Genomic DNA, 15,267 nt, shown 5'->3' with positions numbered 1-15,267 from the left:
TACTCGGTTTTATTTATAAGAAAAAGACAATTTTTTGTTGCGAATGACAGTGATAATAACAAGTATCACAATCGCACAAATAATTGCGAATCTTACAACATTTGTAATTGTGTCATCATGTACAAAATACGTCATTAATGCGTTGCTATTGGTGAAGATGATTAATCCACCCACACAAATGGCTAAAATATTAATAGGTAATATCTTAGTTAAGTAAGCTGAAATAGGTGCTGCCACCATGCCACCAACACTTAATGCAACCACAAACCACCAATTAATTTGTGTAATACCTAAGAAGATGATGAAACTTAATGACGTTGATAATGTTACAAAAAACTCACTCGCGGATACTGTACCAATCGCATACCGTGGTTGTATCTTGTGACTCGCTAATAACAAAGGTGTATTAACAGGTCCCCAACCGCCGCCACCAATTGCATCTAAGAATCCAGCGATGGCACCTTGAGGTACTAGCTTAAAGCTACTTAACTTACCAACATGCGTATGGATTTCTTTGTTTCTTTTAAATAAAAATTGATACAAAATATATAACCCCATTGAAAGTAAGAACAATGCGATATATGGTTTAATATAATTTCCATGTATTTGAGTCAGTAGACCCGCACCAATAAAGCCACTGATGGCACCTGGAATTGCTAACTTTAACATCGTTGGCTTATGCACATTCTCAAATTTCCAATGTGATGTTCCAGATGCAGCAGTCGTCGCTATTTCTGAAAAGTGCACCGTCGCCGATACAATTGCTGGTGCAATACCATAAGTTAATAATATGGAAGATGATGAGGCACCGAATCCCATTCCTAGTGATCCATCAACAAGTTGGGCTAAAAAACCAGCTAATGCAAATATAAATAATTTCCTCATATATCACATGCCCCCTGACATTAAACTTGTGATTGAAGCCATCGCATGAATTCAATTTGTTTCTCCTCATCCAAATAGTCCTCAGACAATACATGTTGTAATAATGCTTGCTTTCTAGATGGCTCTATCGTTGACGCTTTAATACGTTGTCTACTTTCATATAAAAAATCGATATAGTTTTCATATCGTTCATCATAAGTATCTTGCAATGTCGATATAATTTGTCGTCCTAATTTAGGACTTGCACCATCAGTCGATACACTAATGGTTAACTTGCCACGTTTCAGCACACTAGGAAACGTCACATCACCAGCAGAAGCATCAGCCGCATGATTTAATAGCGTACCCTCTGGCAAACTATCTTTAACGTATTGATTTACTTCTGGTTGATCTGTCGCAATAATGACTAGATATGCATGACGTATATCTTGTGGTTCAAAACCTTTTTCAGACCACGTGACACGTTGTTGTTGCAGTAATGTATGTAATTCTGTGGTGATTGAAGGACTAACAATATGAACATGGGCACCGTATTCTACTAAAGATGTTGCTCGTCTCGTTGCTACTTTCCCACCACCAACAATGACAATCTTTTTATCTTGTAAATCAATCATAAGTGGCATACTGCTCATATTGCTTCCTCCTTGAACATTAATGATGTTTCATTTTTTATTTATTAAAATTAAGGTAATGTCATTTCTAAATCTGAAGTTTGTTCTTTAAACCAGCTGATTTTGTGTCGCATTTGGACAACATCTCCAATAATAATCATAGCTGGATTTTGAATTTCTGAAGCGCGTTCTACGATGTTCCCTAATGTACCAGCGATGGTCTTTTGAGACGATGTCGTACCTAAATGTACGAGCGCCACAGGTGTGTCTATGGATTTACCATGATTTATGAGTAATTGACAAATTTCAGGTAAGCGTTTGACGCCCATATACACACACAGTGTTTCTGGGCCATGTGCTAAATGTGCCCAATAATCATCTTTAGACATACCTGGTTTATTCACCGCCGTTACAAATGCTACTGACGAACTATAATCTCTATGCGTGACAGGAATACCTGCATAAGCCGGTGCAGCAATACCGGATGTAATACCTGGCACGATTTCAAATGGAATTTGATGATGTGCCAAGATTTCCGCTTCTTCACCACCACGCCCAAAGACGAATGGGTCACCACCTTTTAAACGAGTGATAACATGACCTTTTTTCGCTAAATTGACTAACATACGATTGGTTTCTTCCTGTGGCAAGGAATGTTTATTTGGATCTTTACCACAATAGAAGAACTTCGTCCCAGGTTTAGCTAATTCTAAAATATCTTTATTAACTAAGCGATCATATAAAATGACATCTGACGTTTGAATGGCTTTCATACCTTTAATCGTTAGTAACTCAGGATCGCCAGGTCCTGCACCTACTAAATAAACTTTCCCCATGTTGTCACCCCGTTTAAAACAACTTATCTCAAACTTTAACTATGGAAATCTTGTCCGCCATGAACTTTGGCTACAACACCTGAGCGAATAACAAAGTCACCGAAATGTTCACCTTCAAGACGTTCTTTACCATAGTCCATTAGAATTGGACGTAAACTTTCAAGAATTTCTTGTTCTCCAATATTCTCTTTATACAATTTATTTAAGCGTTCACCTTTGAAGCCACCGCCTAAATACATATTATATTTACCTGGTGCTTTACCAATAAATGCAATTTCTGCAAGTGCTGGTCTTGCACAACCATTTGGACAACCTGTCATACGGATTGTGATTTCCTCATCGTTCACACCCGCTTCATCTAATAAATCTTCAATCTTAGAAATTAATGATGGTAAATAACGTTCTGACTCAGCCATAGCTAAACCGCATGTTGGGAATGCAACGCATGCCATAGAGTTTCGTCTTAATCCTGTATAATTTTTACCATCTGTAAGACCATATTGATCGATGAGATTTTGAATTTCTTCTTTTTTCTCAGGAGTTACATTCGCAATAATTAAATTTTGATTTGGAGATAATCTGAAGTCGCCCGTATGTGTTTCTGCAATTTTTCGCAATGCCGTTTTTAATTGATAGTCTTCTGTATCTTTCACACGTCCATTTTGAATGAATAACGTATAATTCCAAACACCTTCGTCACCTTCTATCCAACCTAGACGGTCACCATTGTGCTCGAATTCAAAGTCGCGCGCATCTTCAATGTCCCAACCTAAACGCGTATTCAATTCTTCGACAACCTTATCTACGCCTAAGCGGTCAACTGTATATTTGAAACGTGCGTTCTTACGGTTTTCACGATTACCATAATCACGTTGAATGGTTAAAATCTTCTCACAAACATCAACGACTTTATCTTTAGGAACAAAGCCAGCTAAACGACCAACTTGTGGGTACGTATCGGTATTACCGTGCGTCATACCCATACCGCCACCAATTGTGACATTGAATCCGATAAGTGTTTCATCTTCAACAATACCGATAAGCCCGATATCTTGAGAATACACGTCAATATCATTAGATGGCGGAAGTGCGATACCGATTTTAAATTTACGTGGTAAATATTTCTTACCATACATTGGTTCGATTTCTTCTGAAGAATCTAATACTTTTTCGCCGTCTAACCAAATCTCATGATAGGCATTCGTCTTAGGTAATAGATGGTCACTGATTTGAGTTGCATAATCGTTAATTTCTTTATGAATATGTGATTGATATGGATTAGGATTACACATTGTATTACGATTCACGTCCCCGCATGCCGCAATCGTATCAAGTACTGATTCGTTAATTTTCTTCATAGATGTTTTTAAATTTCTTTTTAAAATGCCGTGAAATTGGAACGTCTGACGTGTCGTTAATTTCAATGTATGATTTGCGTAGTTGTTTGAAATATCATCCATGGCAATCCATTGTTCAGGTGTCGCAGTCCCACCAGGTAGACGTACACGAATCATAAAGCTATAGGCTGGTTCTAACTTCTGTTTACGACGTTCATCGCGTAAATCTCTATCATCTTGTTGATAACTACCATGGAATTTCAATAGTTTAGTGTCATCATCTGAAATGGCACCAGTAAGTGGGTCTGCTAAGCCTTGCTCAATTGTCCCACGCAAATAATTACTTTCGTCTTTTAAATATTCTAAAGCATCTAGCTTCTTATCCAGTTCATCTGACATTTGCTTATTTGTCTTAGCCATTAAGTACCACCCTTTCTATTAGTACACATCGCGTTGATAACGTTTGTCTTTCTTCATTTGTTTAAGATATGCTTCAGCATCCGCTTCAGATAAGTGTTGTTCTTTCACTAGAACGCTACGGATAGCTTCATGTACATCTTTCGCCATATGTTTTTCATCACCACAAATGTAAATTGAAGCACCATTTTGAAGCCATTCATTAAATTCTTTACTATGTTCAGCAATACGATGTTGGACATATACTTTTTCATCTGTATCACGTGAGAAGGCCACATCCATCTTACCTAGCACACCGTCTTTCAACCATTCTTGCCATTCTGTTTGGTATAAGAAATCTGTAGTGAAATGCTGGTCTCCGAAGAATAACCACGTATTACCTTTAAAGCCATGTTCTTCGCGTTCTTGCATGTAAGCTCTAAATGGTGCAACACCTGTACCAGGACCAATCATGATTACTGGTGTATCGCCCTCTTTAGGGAACTTAAAGTTTGGATTACGTTTTAAGTAAATGGGTACGGTGTCACCTGGTTGAATACGTTCAGCAAATTGAACAGAACATACACCTGAGCGGTCACGACCATGCGCGTTATATCTGACAGCACCAACTGTAATATGCACTTCATCTGGTAGCGCTTCGTAGCTACTTGAAATTGAATATTCTCTAGGTGGTAATTTTCTTAATAATTGATATAAATTTTCAGGTTGTAATTCTGTTGTCGCAAAGTCATTTAATAAATCAATTAAGTCACGACCTGCAATATAATTTTGAACCCATTCATTATCATTGACTTTTTCTTTAAGTTCGTCATTTTCGAAGAATGCTGCCGCATTGATTAGAAGCGGTTTCGTTAACTTCGTAATTTCAAAATGAGACGTTAGCGCTTCTTCCAAGCTTAGTGTGTCACCTTCATCCGAAATTTGAACTTGATCATTCGGGTCCCAACCTAATGTGCTTATTAGTAGATCAACTAATGCCGGATCGTTTTGAGGTAGCACGACTAAACAGTCACCGACTTCATAATCTTCACCGAAGTTATCTAATAGAAATTCAATATGACGCGTTTCTTTATTAGACCCTTGGCCGTTAAGATTAATGTTTTCTAAGACCTCTGCTTGATACGGATTAGCTTTAGAGAATTTCTTCTCTTTCGCTGATTTAATAGACTCACTCACAATTTGTTCATTTTGAGTGCCTTCCGGTGCGGTATCGATTGCATTGATAACGTTGGCCATCCACTTTTCAGCGTCTTCTTCATAATCTACGTCACAATCAACACGATCATAAATACGTTCTGCCCCTAATTCATCTAACTTTCTATCAAAGTCGCGACCTGTTTGACAGAAGTATTCATACGTTTGGTCACCTAAAGCAAGCACTGAGAAGCGCACGCCTTCAAGCTTAGGTGCCTTACGACCATGAATAAACTCGTGTAATTCTGCTGCGTTGTCAGGCGGATCTCCTTCACCTTGCGTAGACGTAATAATGAATAAATCTTCAACATTTTTAAGATGCTTAGGTTTGAAATCATCCATTGCCTTCAATGTCACGTTATGACCGATATTTGATAGTCGCTCTTCAAATATTTCAGCTAAACCTTGTGCATTACCTGTTTCTGAGCCATATAAGAGTGTGATTGCTCTTTTTTCTGGTGTAATCACAGGTTCATTTTGTTGGAGCATCGCCTCTGTACCTTCCGTCAACCCGTCTTGATTAGCTGACTGTGAAGCAGTTTGTGATGGTATCGCTCCATTTGATGTTAATTGTTGGTTAGCTACTAAATATCCACTTAACCATACTTTTTGTTCAGGCGTAAGTGTTTGTAATAGTTCATTAATTTGTGCCGCTTGCCCTTCTGTAAAAGGACTATTTGTAACACTTAAATTCAATTGCATCCACCTCTTATTCCGTAAAATAACAATTATTTGATAATAGCTTTATACTACTTTTATTATGTAAGAAATATGCCCATCTGTACACTATTACCAGGCATATTTTGTCACCTTAAACATAAAACATATCAGAATACTATGTTTTATGTTTAAAAAATTTTACCCATACGCATTATGGTTTATCAGCAACATGCAAGCCACATTCTGTTTTATCAAAATTAGACCATCGTCCGGCCCTAGAATCATCCGAATCAAATACAGGCGACGTACATGGAATACAACCAATACTAGGATAGTGTTGATCATGTAATGCATTGTAAGGTAACTCATGCTGCTTGATATAATCCCAAACTTCATCTTCTGTCCAATAAATTAATGGACACACTTTAACTGATTTGAAACGCTCATCTTTATTAATGAAATTGGTATGCGCACGTGTTGGCGATTGTTCGCGTCTCAAACCTGAAACCCAAGCCACAGCTCCACCTAACACTTCTTCTAAAGGTTTAATCTTTCTAATGTAACAACATTGATTAGGATTATTCTTCCACAATGCAGGATTATACTTATCAGCTTGCTCCTCAAGGGTTAAATCAGGCTTCTTCATTTCAATTCGAAGCTTTGGAAAACGTGCTTTCACATTATCGATTAAGTCATACGTTTCTTGAAAATGTAAATCCGTATCTAGAAAAACAATTTGTGCATCAGGCTTAATCTGATAAATTAAATCAATTAACACCATACTTTCCGCTCCAAAACTACATGAATAAACAATGGAATCACCATATGTGCGATACGCCCATTCTAATATTTGATACGCGCCTTTCGTAGCGTCATCAGTAGACATCGTATCAATGAAAGGGTCACCCTCAAAATGTTCATATGTAATTGCCGGTACTGACATAAACTTATGGTCCCCCCTAAAATTTCACAAATTTATTAATCTAATACCTATCAGAATTGTCAGAATAATATGTTACTACTTTAACGAGTTTCGGCTATAAAGTCAAGGTACTGGAGAGAAATTAAAATGTGTTAAATAAAATTTAAACACTTTATGACAACCGGTTGACATAAAAGGATATTGAATATAAACTTTAATTAAATTTAAGAAAGCGTTTTCAAATATTGAGGAGAGATATTATGAATATGTCACATTTAATTAGTCCTTTTAAAAACAAATCTTATTTACAAACGTCATTAATCTTTATGTTATTCTTCGCATCTTGGAGTATATGGTGGTCATTTTTCCAGATATGGTTAACTTCTAAAGATAATGGTTTAGGCTTAACTGGTGGCCAAGTAGGTACCATTTACTCAGCAAATTCATTTGTAACTTTGCTTTTAATGTTTGTATATGGCGTTACCCAAGATAAACTTGCAATCAAGAGAACACTATTAATTTTTTGTTCTTTATTCTCAACGTTTGTTGGACCATTTTTCATTTGGATTTATGCGCCTCTTATTCAATCAAATTTTTGGTTAGGTGCGATTATTGGTGCCATTTTCTTATCATGTGGATTTTTGGCTGCCGTTGGTGCTTATGAAGCAGTTGGAGAAAGATTTAGCCGATTTTTTAATTTTAATTATGGTCAATCGAGAGCATGGGGTTCATTTGGTTATGCTGTTATGGCATTAGTTGCTGGATTTACTTTTGTCATTGACCCTCACTTAAACTTTTGGCTAGGTTCAATATTAGGTGCCATTTTACTACTTGTCTTAATTTTTTGGAAGACTGATGCAGAGCAACGTGCCAAGCATAATATTGAACAAAATGAAGAAGAATCTGTTCCGTCTATCAAAAGTATGTTGGCATTATTAAAAGTGAAAGACATTTGGATTATTGTTATTTTCATTACTTTTTCATGGTCATTTTATACAATTTTCGACCAACAAATGTTTCCAGAATTTTACACTAAACTATTTGAGAATCCTAGTGTAGGACAACAAACGTACGGTGTATTAAATTCTGTACAAGTTTTCTTTGAAGCACTGATGATGGGTATTGTTCCAATCATTATGTCAAAAATTGGCGTCAGAAAAACCTTATTACTAGGTGCATCCGTAATGTTTTTAAGAATAGGTTTATGTGGAATTGCTCAAGGTCCAATAAGCATCTCATTTATTAAGATGTTTCATGCCCTAGAAGTACCATTATTTGTCTTACCAATATTTCGTTACATAACACTACATTTTGACACTAAAGTCTCAGCTACTATCTACATGGTTGGATATCAAGTATCTGCTCAAATTGGGCAAGTTATTTTGTCAAGTCCACTTGGAATATTAAGAGATAATATCGGTTATCAACCGACATTCTTTGTTATCTCATTCATTGTATTACTGGCTGGTATTTTTGCTTTCATCACTTTAAGAAAAGATGACGAATATGTATATGGTGATCCCTTTATAAAAAATCAAATATAATTGAAAGGAAGAAAAGAATGAATAAAGAACCAATTACAGTAACTAACGCACGTTATCGTTTAGGCTATCACATAATGCCAAAATCAGGTTGGATTAATGACCCTAATGGTTTTACTTATTATAATGGCTACTATCATATTTTTTATCAACATTATCCATATGCGCCAGAGTGGGGCCCTATGCATTGGGGACATGCAAGAAGTAAAGATTTAGTCCATTGGGAAACACTTCCAATAGCACTAACTCCTGGTGACGAAGAAGATAAGAACGGTTGCTTTTCAGGTACAGCTATCGAGAAAAATGATAGATTATACCTCTTTTATACAGGACATCATTATTATGGAGATAATGATCCAGAGCACTTCTGGCAAAATCAAAATCTTGCTTATAGTGATGATGGGGTTCATTTTATTAAATATGAAAAAAACGCTATTATTCCTCAAGCACCTGAAGATAATACACATCATTTCCGAGATCCTAAAGTATGGCAACACGGTGATAGCTATTATATGATTGTTGGTAGTCAAAACAAAGATGAACTCGGTCGAATTATCATGTATCGTTCAGAGGATTTACTAAAATGGGAATATTTAGGCCCTGTCAATGAATCAAAAGGGAAACAAACTGAAGGATATATGTGGGAATGTCCTGATTTGTTTGAAGTTGATGGTAAATATGTATTCTTATTTTCTCCTCAAGGTATGGATGCTGAAGAAGAGCAATATTTAAATTTATTCCAAAATGGTTATTTTGTTGGTGAACTTGATTATGAAAGCCATAAATTCACAAGAGGTGAATTTAAAGAACTAGACCACGGCCATGACTTCTATGCACCTCAAACAATGCAAGCACCTGATGGTCGACGCATTCTTATTGGTTGGATGGCTATGTGGGAAAGTGAAATGCCTGAAAAACATGACGGTTGGTCTGGAGCATTAACATTACCTAGAGAGTTATATCTTAAGAATAATCATTTATATATGCGCCCAGTTAGCGAATTAACAATGTTACGTATAAATGATGGTACTCACAATTCACTTAATCTTAATCAACCAAGATTATTATTAAATGATAAGTACCATGCTGAAATCAATTTAAAAGGTCCAAATAAAAATTTTAATATTGAATTCAAAAACGCTAATAATCAACTCATATCTTTAACTTATGATGCCCTATCTCATAAATTTAGTCTTTATCGCTTTGATAAAGGTGATTATCGATATTCTATTATCAAAGACAGTGACATCATAAATCTTCAATTATATTTAGATACAAGTTCAGTTGAAATTTTCATTAATGATGGCGAATCTGTTTTTACTGAGCGCTATTATAGTGAAGAACCTCCACAAGTATGGGTCTCTAGTAATGACAATATTCTAATAGAATCAAGCATTTATGAGTTAAAAAATAATACCATTTCATTTTAATAATTAAAAACAAAATACTTTGAATTGCAATTAATTTATTTAATAGGAACAAGAAAAAATTCATTTTTTACTTTGAATCTTAATCTTGTTCCTTTTTAGTTAGCATTATTATTTTAATTAAGAGATAATAACTAATGATATTATTGGAAATTGGAGTGAAAGATATGAAGCCAAAATTAGAGGATGTTGCCAAGTTAGCTAATGTATCTAAAACGACTGTTTCCCGAGTTCTAAACAATCGGGGTTATATCAGTCAAAAAACTAAAGATAATGTCTATAAGGCAATGAAAGATTTAAATTATCAACCTAATTCAGCGGCTCGTCAACTATTTAAACAAAAAACCAACATTATTGGATTGCTTTTCCCTACTGTATCGAATCCTTTTTTTGGTGAACTTATCAATGAACTAGAAACTAAATTATATAATCGAGGTTATAATGTTATTATTGGCAATTCCATGAATAATCCCGAAAAAGAGACCCATTATATGAATCAGTTACTTTCTAATCAAATTGATGCATTAGTCGTTGGTACACATAATATAGGCATTGATCAATATAAAAATGTTAATTTACCAATTGTTGCAATTGATAGAATTGTTAACGAAGATATTCCTGATATTCGTTCAGATAATTACTACGGTGGTTTGCTAGCAACTAAACGTTTAATTAAAAATGGAGCATCTAAAATAATTCATACGAATGGTCCCATTGATGTAAATACACCTGCAAATTTAAGACAAAGTGCTTACGAAGATACCATGCAATCACATCAACTTACTCCAATAACTTATACAATAGACTTCAGCTTAGACTATTCTAGCAAGCTTAATATCTTTAAATCCATTTTCCAAGAACATCCTGATGTAGAAGCAATATTTGCTTCAAATGATACGGATGCTTTACAAATTTATCAACTTGCACTATCAATGGGTAAACGTGTTCCTGAGGACTTAAAAATTATTGGCTATGATGGCACGCAATTAATTAGAACATTAATGCCTCAACTTACATCTATTATCCAACCCATCGATGCGATTACTGACAAAGCAATTGAAATTTTAGAAAAAAGACTAAATTCGGAACCTACAGAACAAGAATATATATTGCCAGTTACCTTATGGGAGGGTTCAACTGGATAAATAAAAACCATTAATCCAACATATTAAATCGGATTAATGGTTTTATTTCAAAAATTTTAATACGCTTTACTCACCTGGTGCACATTCAATTAAGACAACTTTGCCATTTACTGCAGTGGCTATAATTTGAAAATCATTATTTTTCACACTATCGTATACGTATTGCCCAGCTAAATTATGATCTTCATAAGAGTTATATCTTGTTATAAATGCTTGCTCACTAATGTTATCGGGCGCAACTGCAATCCTTGCTACAGTATTATATTGCGTATGAAAACTATATACCACGGCTATATTGCCATACTTTACAAAATCTTCATGAAACCCCTCAATATGAGGCATTAAAGTACCTTTTCCATATCGTTTCTCTACTTCTGCTCTAGTCATGCCTGGTTTAATTCCCATATAACCATCCCTTGTATCCTTTTGCATAAATGACCTATGGAAATCTTCACTCATGACATCAATTTGAGGGCCTTGTAATTGCGTCGTATCTGTCACTTTGTGCTTTTCATCTTCTCTTTGTTTGGCTTTTTGCTTTTCAGCTTTAACAGGATCGTTAGACACTTTATCTTCATCCGTTGTCGCTTTCTCTTTCTTCACATGCGTCGTCGTAGTCGCAGTCTGTTTTGGCTGTTCTGTTTCCTTTAAAAAGAAATGATAATACGCAAAACAACAACTGACGATAATGCCAATAACGACCAACCCAATTAATACAAATGGCCAAATCCTTGTTTTATGAGTAGGCGGTTCATATTGCACGCTTTCTGAAATATCTTCAAATAGATGTAAATCATAGCCACATCTATTACAAAAATGTTGCTCGTTTATCAGCTTGTTACCACACTTAGGACAAAATCTCATGATATTACCTTCTTTCACTTCATGCTGTTAAATCTAGATGTTGGGTGTGAGATTAAGTCTTTTATCTATGTCGACATCCACGTTATAGTTCATTTTAAAGTAAGCAACAGTGATTTTCTATCATTTTTTTATCGTGTCTAAAAAATAAAGCCGATAAACGCATTGCGCTTCTCGACTTCAATTTAATCATTCTCGTTCTGATTTCTGTCATCATATCGCATTTGTTGTCGGTAACCATACGTACTTTCTTTAATTAATTGGTCATTCAATAGTCCAGCACCAATAGCACCTGCAACAGTCGAAATAGATGCTGCGAACCATGGAATGCTAAGATATAAATCGATTCCAGCCGGCCCTTTCAAACCAACCTGTTGTCCTAGAAAATCAGCTGGTAATAATACCAGTTCAGCAATTAAAAATAACATGTAGAGAATAAAATAATAAATAATAATCGCTACAAATAGTGTCATCACAGTAGTTAAATTATATAACCATGTAATGCGTTGATTACGACTTTGTTTTACTGACTCCCACAAATCATGGGACATCATAATCCAAAGTAACATACCTAACACTGCAATCACTGAGATACCAAAGAGGCGCCACATTGAGAATTCCATGCTCATCTGCCACATAGTAGTAAATATTAAACCAAATGCGCCTGTAGTGAAGGCAATGGCCACAATATTACTTAAACTGGCCATCATGTTAAGTGGGTTATTCGCAAAGGTCATACCACTAACTAGACGAATCATTCCCATTGACCGTGTGTTAGATAAATAGCGTAAATGATCATTGCCTGTTTCATCTAGACGCACTTCAGTTTTTTCAATTTTGGAAAATGGGAATTGTTTGTTAACAGCGTATGCGACCTCATTATGGCTATCATAGTCACTGTTTTCCGCTTCAGAATGATGCACTTCATTAATAATTGCTATAATCGCATTCTTGAAACGTTGCTTAACCGGACGCCAACCAAATGCAGGATACGAGAATACAGCCGCGCCGTTCTTCTTGTTGATATCCAATGCTAACACACGCTCGTTGTGAAACATGGGTAAATCTGTGATAGCTACAACATAATCCCATTGGCGCTGATCATGATAGTCTTGTATTTTTTTGAAAATTTTCCCTACCGATTCAGCGTAACCAGTCAGAGGATCAACCACAAGGTCCACTTTCCATTCGTGTTGGTTGTTATTCTGATGAGACAGGATATTCGGAATATCGTCCATTAAACTTTCAGCAAGTTTCTCTGTCACACCCGGTGCGACAACTAAACCGATTGTTTTCGCTTCGTTCATGCGTCATCCTCCTCTCTATGGTCTTGTTTCTTACCTTCATAGGATTCATCATCATTGCTTTCATTGTTTGATGAAGACTGTTCAACTTCACGATGTGATACGTCTTGTGATTGTTGTGCTTCTTTCTCTTTTTCTTCTTGTTGCGCTTCTTTATAACGATGATACTGACGATACGAATACGTAATGCGACGAATCTTCTCTTCATTCTCTACAGTGGAACCCATTGCCCCGGCTAATAACCCAAGTGAGGATACAAACCATAATAATTTTAAATAATTCACAAATGTAAAGTCAGGGTTCGCACTTGTCCAATTATTAAATAAACTCACAGGTACGAATAATGAGACACTGATGGAAAGTAATACATATAAAACAATATAATTCATCAATGTAATCATGACTAAAGTCAGTAATGTCGTTGCATTATAGGTGTAACGATATACACGTTGTGATTTCGCCGTCTTTTCTTCAAATAGTTGATGCGCATATAATAGCCATCCAGCCATCCCTAATATAGAAATAATCATGAGGACAATAAATCTGATGGTTAAATATTGAACACTTAATTCCCATGGCATCGAGAAGATGGATACGTAAGTCCCAGTGGCAAACGCAACCGAAATAATCTTCTTGAAATTAAATAAGTTCTTCCATGGCTCATTTGCGCGTGTCAAACCTAAGATAAGTTGAATCCAACCTAATATTAAGAACCGATTAATATACCGTCTCTTAGGACTATCATCTTCTCTAGGGTCAACCGCTTTAGGCTGAATAAGCGGATGCACTTTCGGACGTTCTTTCGTGTTATTGCGATATAACTGTTCGACGAGCGTTGTCATACTTTTCACTAGCTTGCGTTCTAAATCGATCCAACCTAGCGCAGGTAATGAGAGCATTGACACACGTTTCTCACTATTAAAGTCACTAATCACGACTTTATTACCGGAGATACTTGGTAAATCCGTAATACAGATGACGACATCCCATTGATATGTTTCCTTCAACTCAGCAGCTTTATCAATACTTTCATGCACATCTTCAGCAGATCCTATTAGCAAATCTACTTTGCGCTCAAAGTGCCAGTCATCCACTTCATCGATACGTTCATGCAACTGCTGTTTAATTTTAGGTATCGCATGTTCCACTAGCTTATGTGCCACACCAGGCGATGGCACTAACCCAATCGTATAGGTCATGTTGAACCTCCTTCCATTTACGATGTATTCGTTTAACGATGTCTTATTTTGGAAAGTGATTATTTCACGATGATCAAAATGATGCAATGTTCATTTTATGATAATAACAATACTTTTTACAATAAAATTAGGAGACTGGGACATAAATAATATAATAATGCTATTTAGCAAATTCGCAGTAGCTGACTGAACTGAGAAGGCACTTAAATCAAGCTTTTCTCAGTTCTAGTCATCCTTGCGGGCGGGGCCCCAACAAAGAGAATTTCCTAAAGAAATTCTACAAGCAAAGCAAGTTGGGAGAGGGAAGATGAATTTAAAAGAATTCTATCCCACTCCCTTTATCACGCTATAATCACAACGCATCATTGTATAGCCTTGACTTCTAGATTTAAAACTACTAAATTAGATATATAGTATAAATATATGCACTAGGGGTGTTTTAAACTGAGATGGAGTATGACTCCAAACCCTTTGAACCTGAACTAGGTCGTACTAGCGTAGGAAAGTGTGGACGGAATTGTAGATCATATTTAAGGTTTAGATAACTATGCCTTATTTCATATAAGCTGACATCTATTATTTACGTGACTTTCCTATGTGTGAAGGTTGCGTATTTTTTACTTTAAACAGCGTAATAGAGGTGACTGCCAGACAACTTGATTATTGTAGCGTGTGTACCATAGTGATGTAGGTCGTGTCTGAGAGAAACTCAGACTAGTAGCATTGTAGAAAATTCATTTTATTTATCCAATTCATTTATCCATATAATAGAAATTAACGTAACGTCGGTGATGCTAACTTAGGAGCGTCGCCGACTTATTTTTTTCATAAAAAAGCTGAGACACTCTATGGTGTCTCAGCTTAATTTATAACTGACTGATTTGAAAATGCGCTCAAAACAGTTTTTTCAAACCTAGTCATTCATCAA

At 35.9% G+C, this 15,267-nt stretch carries 12 protein-coding genes and 1 riboswitch; of the genes, 3 read left to right on the top strand and 9 right to left on the bottom strand.

All coding sequences use genetic code 11. From position 1 onward, the window contains the following. Positions 1-9: 9 nt before the first annotated feature. The 6 genes from KA909_RS04625 to KA909_RS04600 form a co-directional block, all read right to left on the bottom strand. Positions 10-885 (bottom strand): sulfite exporter TauE/SafE family protein, encoded by an 876-nt coding sequence (locus tag KA909_RS04625; protein ID WP_075109307.1) that lies wholly within the window; start codon positions 883-885, stop codon positions 10-12. A gap of 20 nt (positions 886-905) precedes the next feature. Continuing rightward, complete coding sequence (locus tag KA909_RS04620; RefSeq protein ID WP_193838890.1) at positions 906-1,517, bottom strand: NAD(P)-binding protein; 612 nt, start codon at positions 1,515-1,517, stop codon at positions 906-908. Positions 1,518-1,567: 50 nt separating this feature from the next. Beyond that, a complete protein-coding gene (cobA, locus tag KA909_RS04615; protein WP_193838889.1) occupies positions 1,568-2,332 on the bottom strand; it encodes a uroporphyrinogen-III C-methyltransferase in 765 nt (254 codons plus the stop codon). A 35-nt stretch (positions 2,333-2,367) separates the two neighbouring features. Then, positions 2,368-4,089, bottom strand: a complete 1,722-nt coding sequence (gene cysI, locus KA909_RS04610) for an assimilatory sulfite reductase (NADPH) hemoprotein subunit (RefSeq protein ID WP_193838888.1) — start codon at positions 4,087-4,089, stop codon at positions 2,368-2,370. 18 nt (positions 4,090-4,107) lie between these two features. Further along, positions 4,108-5,976, bottom strand: a complete 1,869-nt coding sequence (locus KA909_RS04605) for an assimilatory sulfite reductase (NADPH) flavoprotein subunit (protein ID WP_193838887.1) — start codon at positions 5,974-5,976, stop codon at positions 4,108-4,110. A 175-nt stretch (positions 5,977-6,151) separates the two neighbouring features. Then, positions 6,152-6,883: a phosphoadenylyl-sulfate reductase gene (locus KA909_RS04600; RefSeq protein WP_193838886.1), complete on the bottom strand. Its 732-nt coding sequence runs from the start codon at positions 6,881-6,883 to the stop codon at positions 6,152-6,154. 239 nt (positions 6,884-7,122) lie between these two features. Between KA909_RS04600 and KA909_RS04595 the strand changes: the two genes are divergently transcribed. The 3 genes from KA909_RS04595 to KA909_RS04585 all read left to right on the top strand — a co-directional run bounded on the left by KA909_RS04595 (position 7,123) and on the right by KA909_RS04585 (position 10,975). Beyond that, a complete protein-coding gene (locus tag KA909_RS04595; protein ID WP_193838885.1) occupies positions 7,123-8,406 on the top strand; it encodes an MFS transporter in 1,284 nt (427 codons plus the stop codon). Positions 8,407-8,423: 17 nt separating this feature from the next. Then, the gene (locus KA909_RS04590; protein ID WP_193838884.1) at positions 8,424-9,833 is read left to right on the top strand and encodes a glycoside hydrolase family 32 protein; all 1,410 of its coding nucleotides are present in this window, start codon (positions 8,424-8,426) and stop codon (positions 9,831-9,833) included. A 164-nt stretch (positions 9,834-9,997) separates the two neighbouring features. Then, on the top strand, positions 9,998-10,975 hold the full coding sequence (locus tag KA909_RS04585; protein ID WP_193838883.1) for a LacI family DNA-binding transcriptional regulator: 978 nt from the start codon (positions 9,998-10,000) through the stop codon (positions 10,973-10,975). A 66-nt stretch (positions 10,976-11,041) separates the two neighbouring features. Here KA909_RS04585 and KA909_RS04580 read toward each other — a convergent pair whose 3' ends face one another. The 3 genes from KA909_RS04580 to KA909_RS04570 all read right to left on the bottom strand — a co-directional run bounded on the left by KA909_RS04580 (position 11,042) and on the right by KA909_RS04570 (position 14,339). After that, the gene (locus KA909_RS04580; protein ID WP_210129996.1) at positions 11,042-11,839 is read right to left on the bottom strand and encodes a zinc-ribbon domain-containing protein; all 798 of its coding nucleotides are present in this window, start codon (positions 11,837-11,839) and stop codon (positions 11,042-11,044) included. Between the two features lie 182 nt (positions 11,840-12,021). Then, positions 12,022-13,143 (bottom strand): 5,10-methylene-tetrahydrofolate dehydrogenase, encoded by a 1,122-nt coding sequence (locus KA909_RS04575; RefSeq protein ID WP_193838881.1) that lies wholly within the window; start codon positions 13,141-13,143, stop codon positions 12,022-12,024. Further along, positions 13,140-14,339 (bottom strand): 5,10-methylene-tetrahydrofolate dehydrogenase, encoded by a 1,200-nt coding sequence (locus tag KA909_RS04570; RefSeq protein ID WP_193838880.1) that lies wholly within the window; start codon positions 14,337-14,339, stop codon positions 13,140-13,142. Before KA909_RS04570 ends, KA909_RS04575 begins: the two co-directional genes overlap by 4 nt. 420 nt (positions 14,340-14,759) lie before the next feature. Beyond that, positions 14,760-14,860, top strand: a riboswitch (TPP riboswitch). Positions 14,861-15,267: the final 407 nt, after the last annotated feature.

The sequence above is a fragment of the Staphylococcus sp. GDX8P54P genome (assembly GCF_017893165.1).
GTDB lineage: Bacteria > Bacillota > Bacilli > Staphylococcales > Staphylococcaceae > Staphylococcus > Staphylococcus borealis.
The sequence above is the reverse complement of the archived record's forward strand: the minus strand, read 5'-3'. Positions and strand labels throughout refer to the sequence as shown.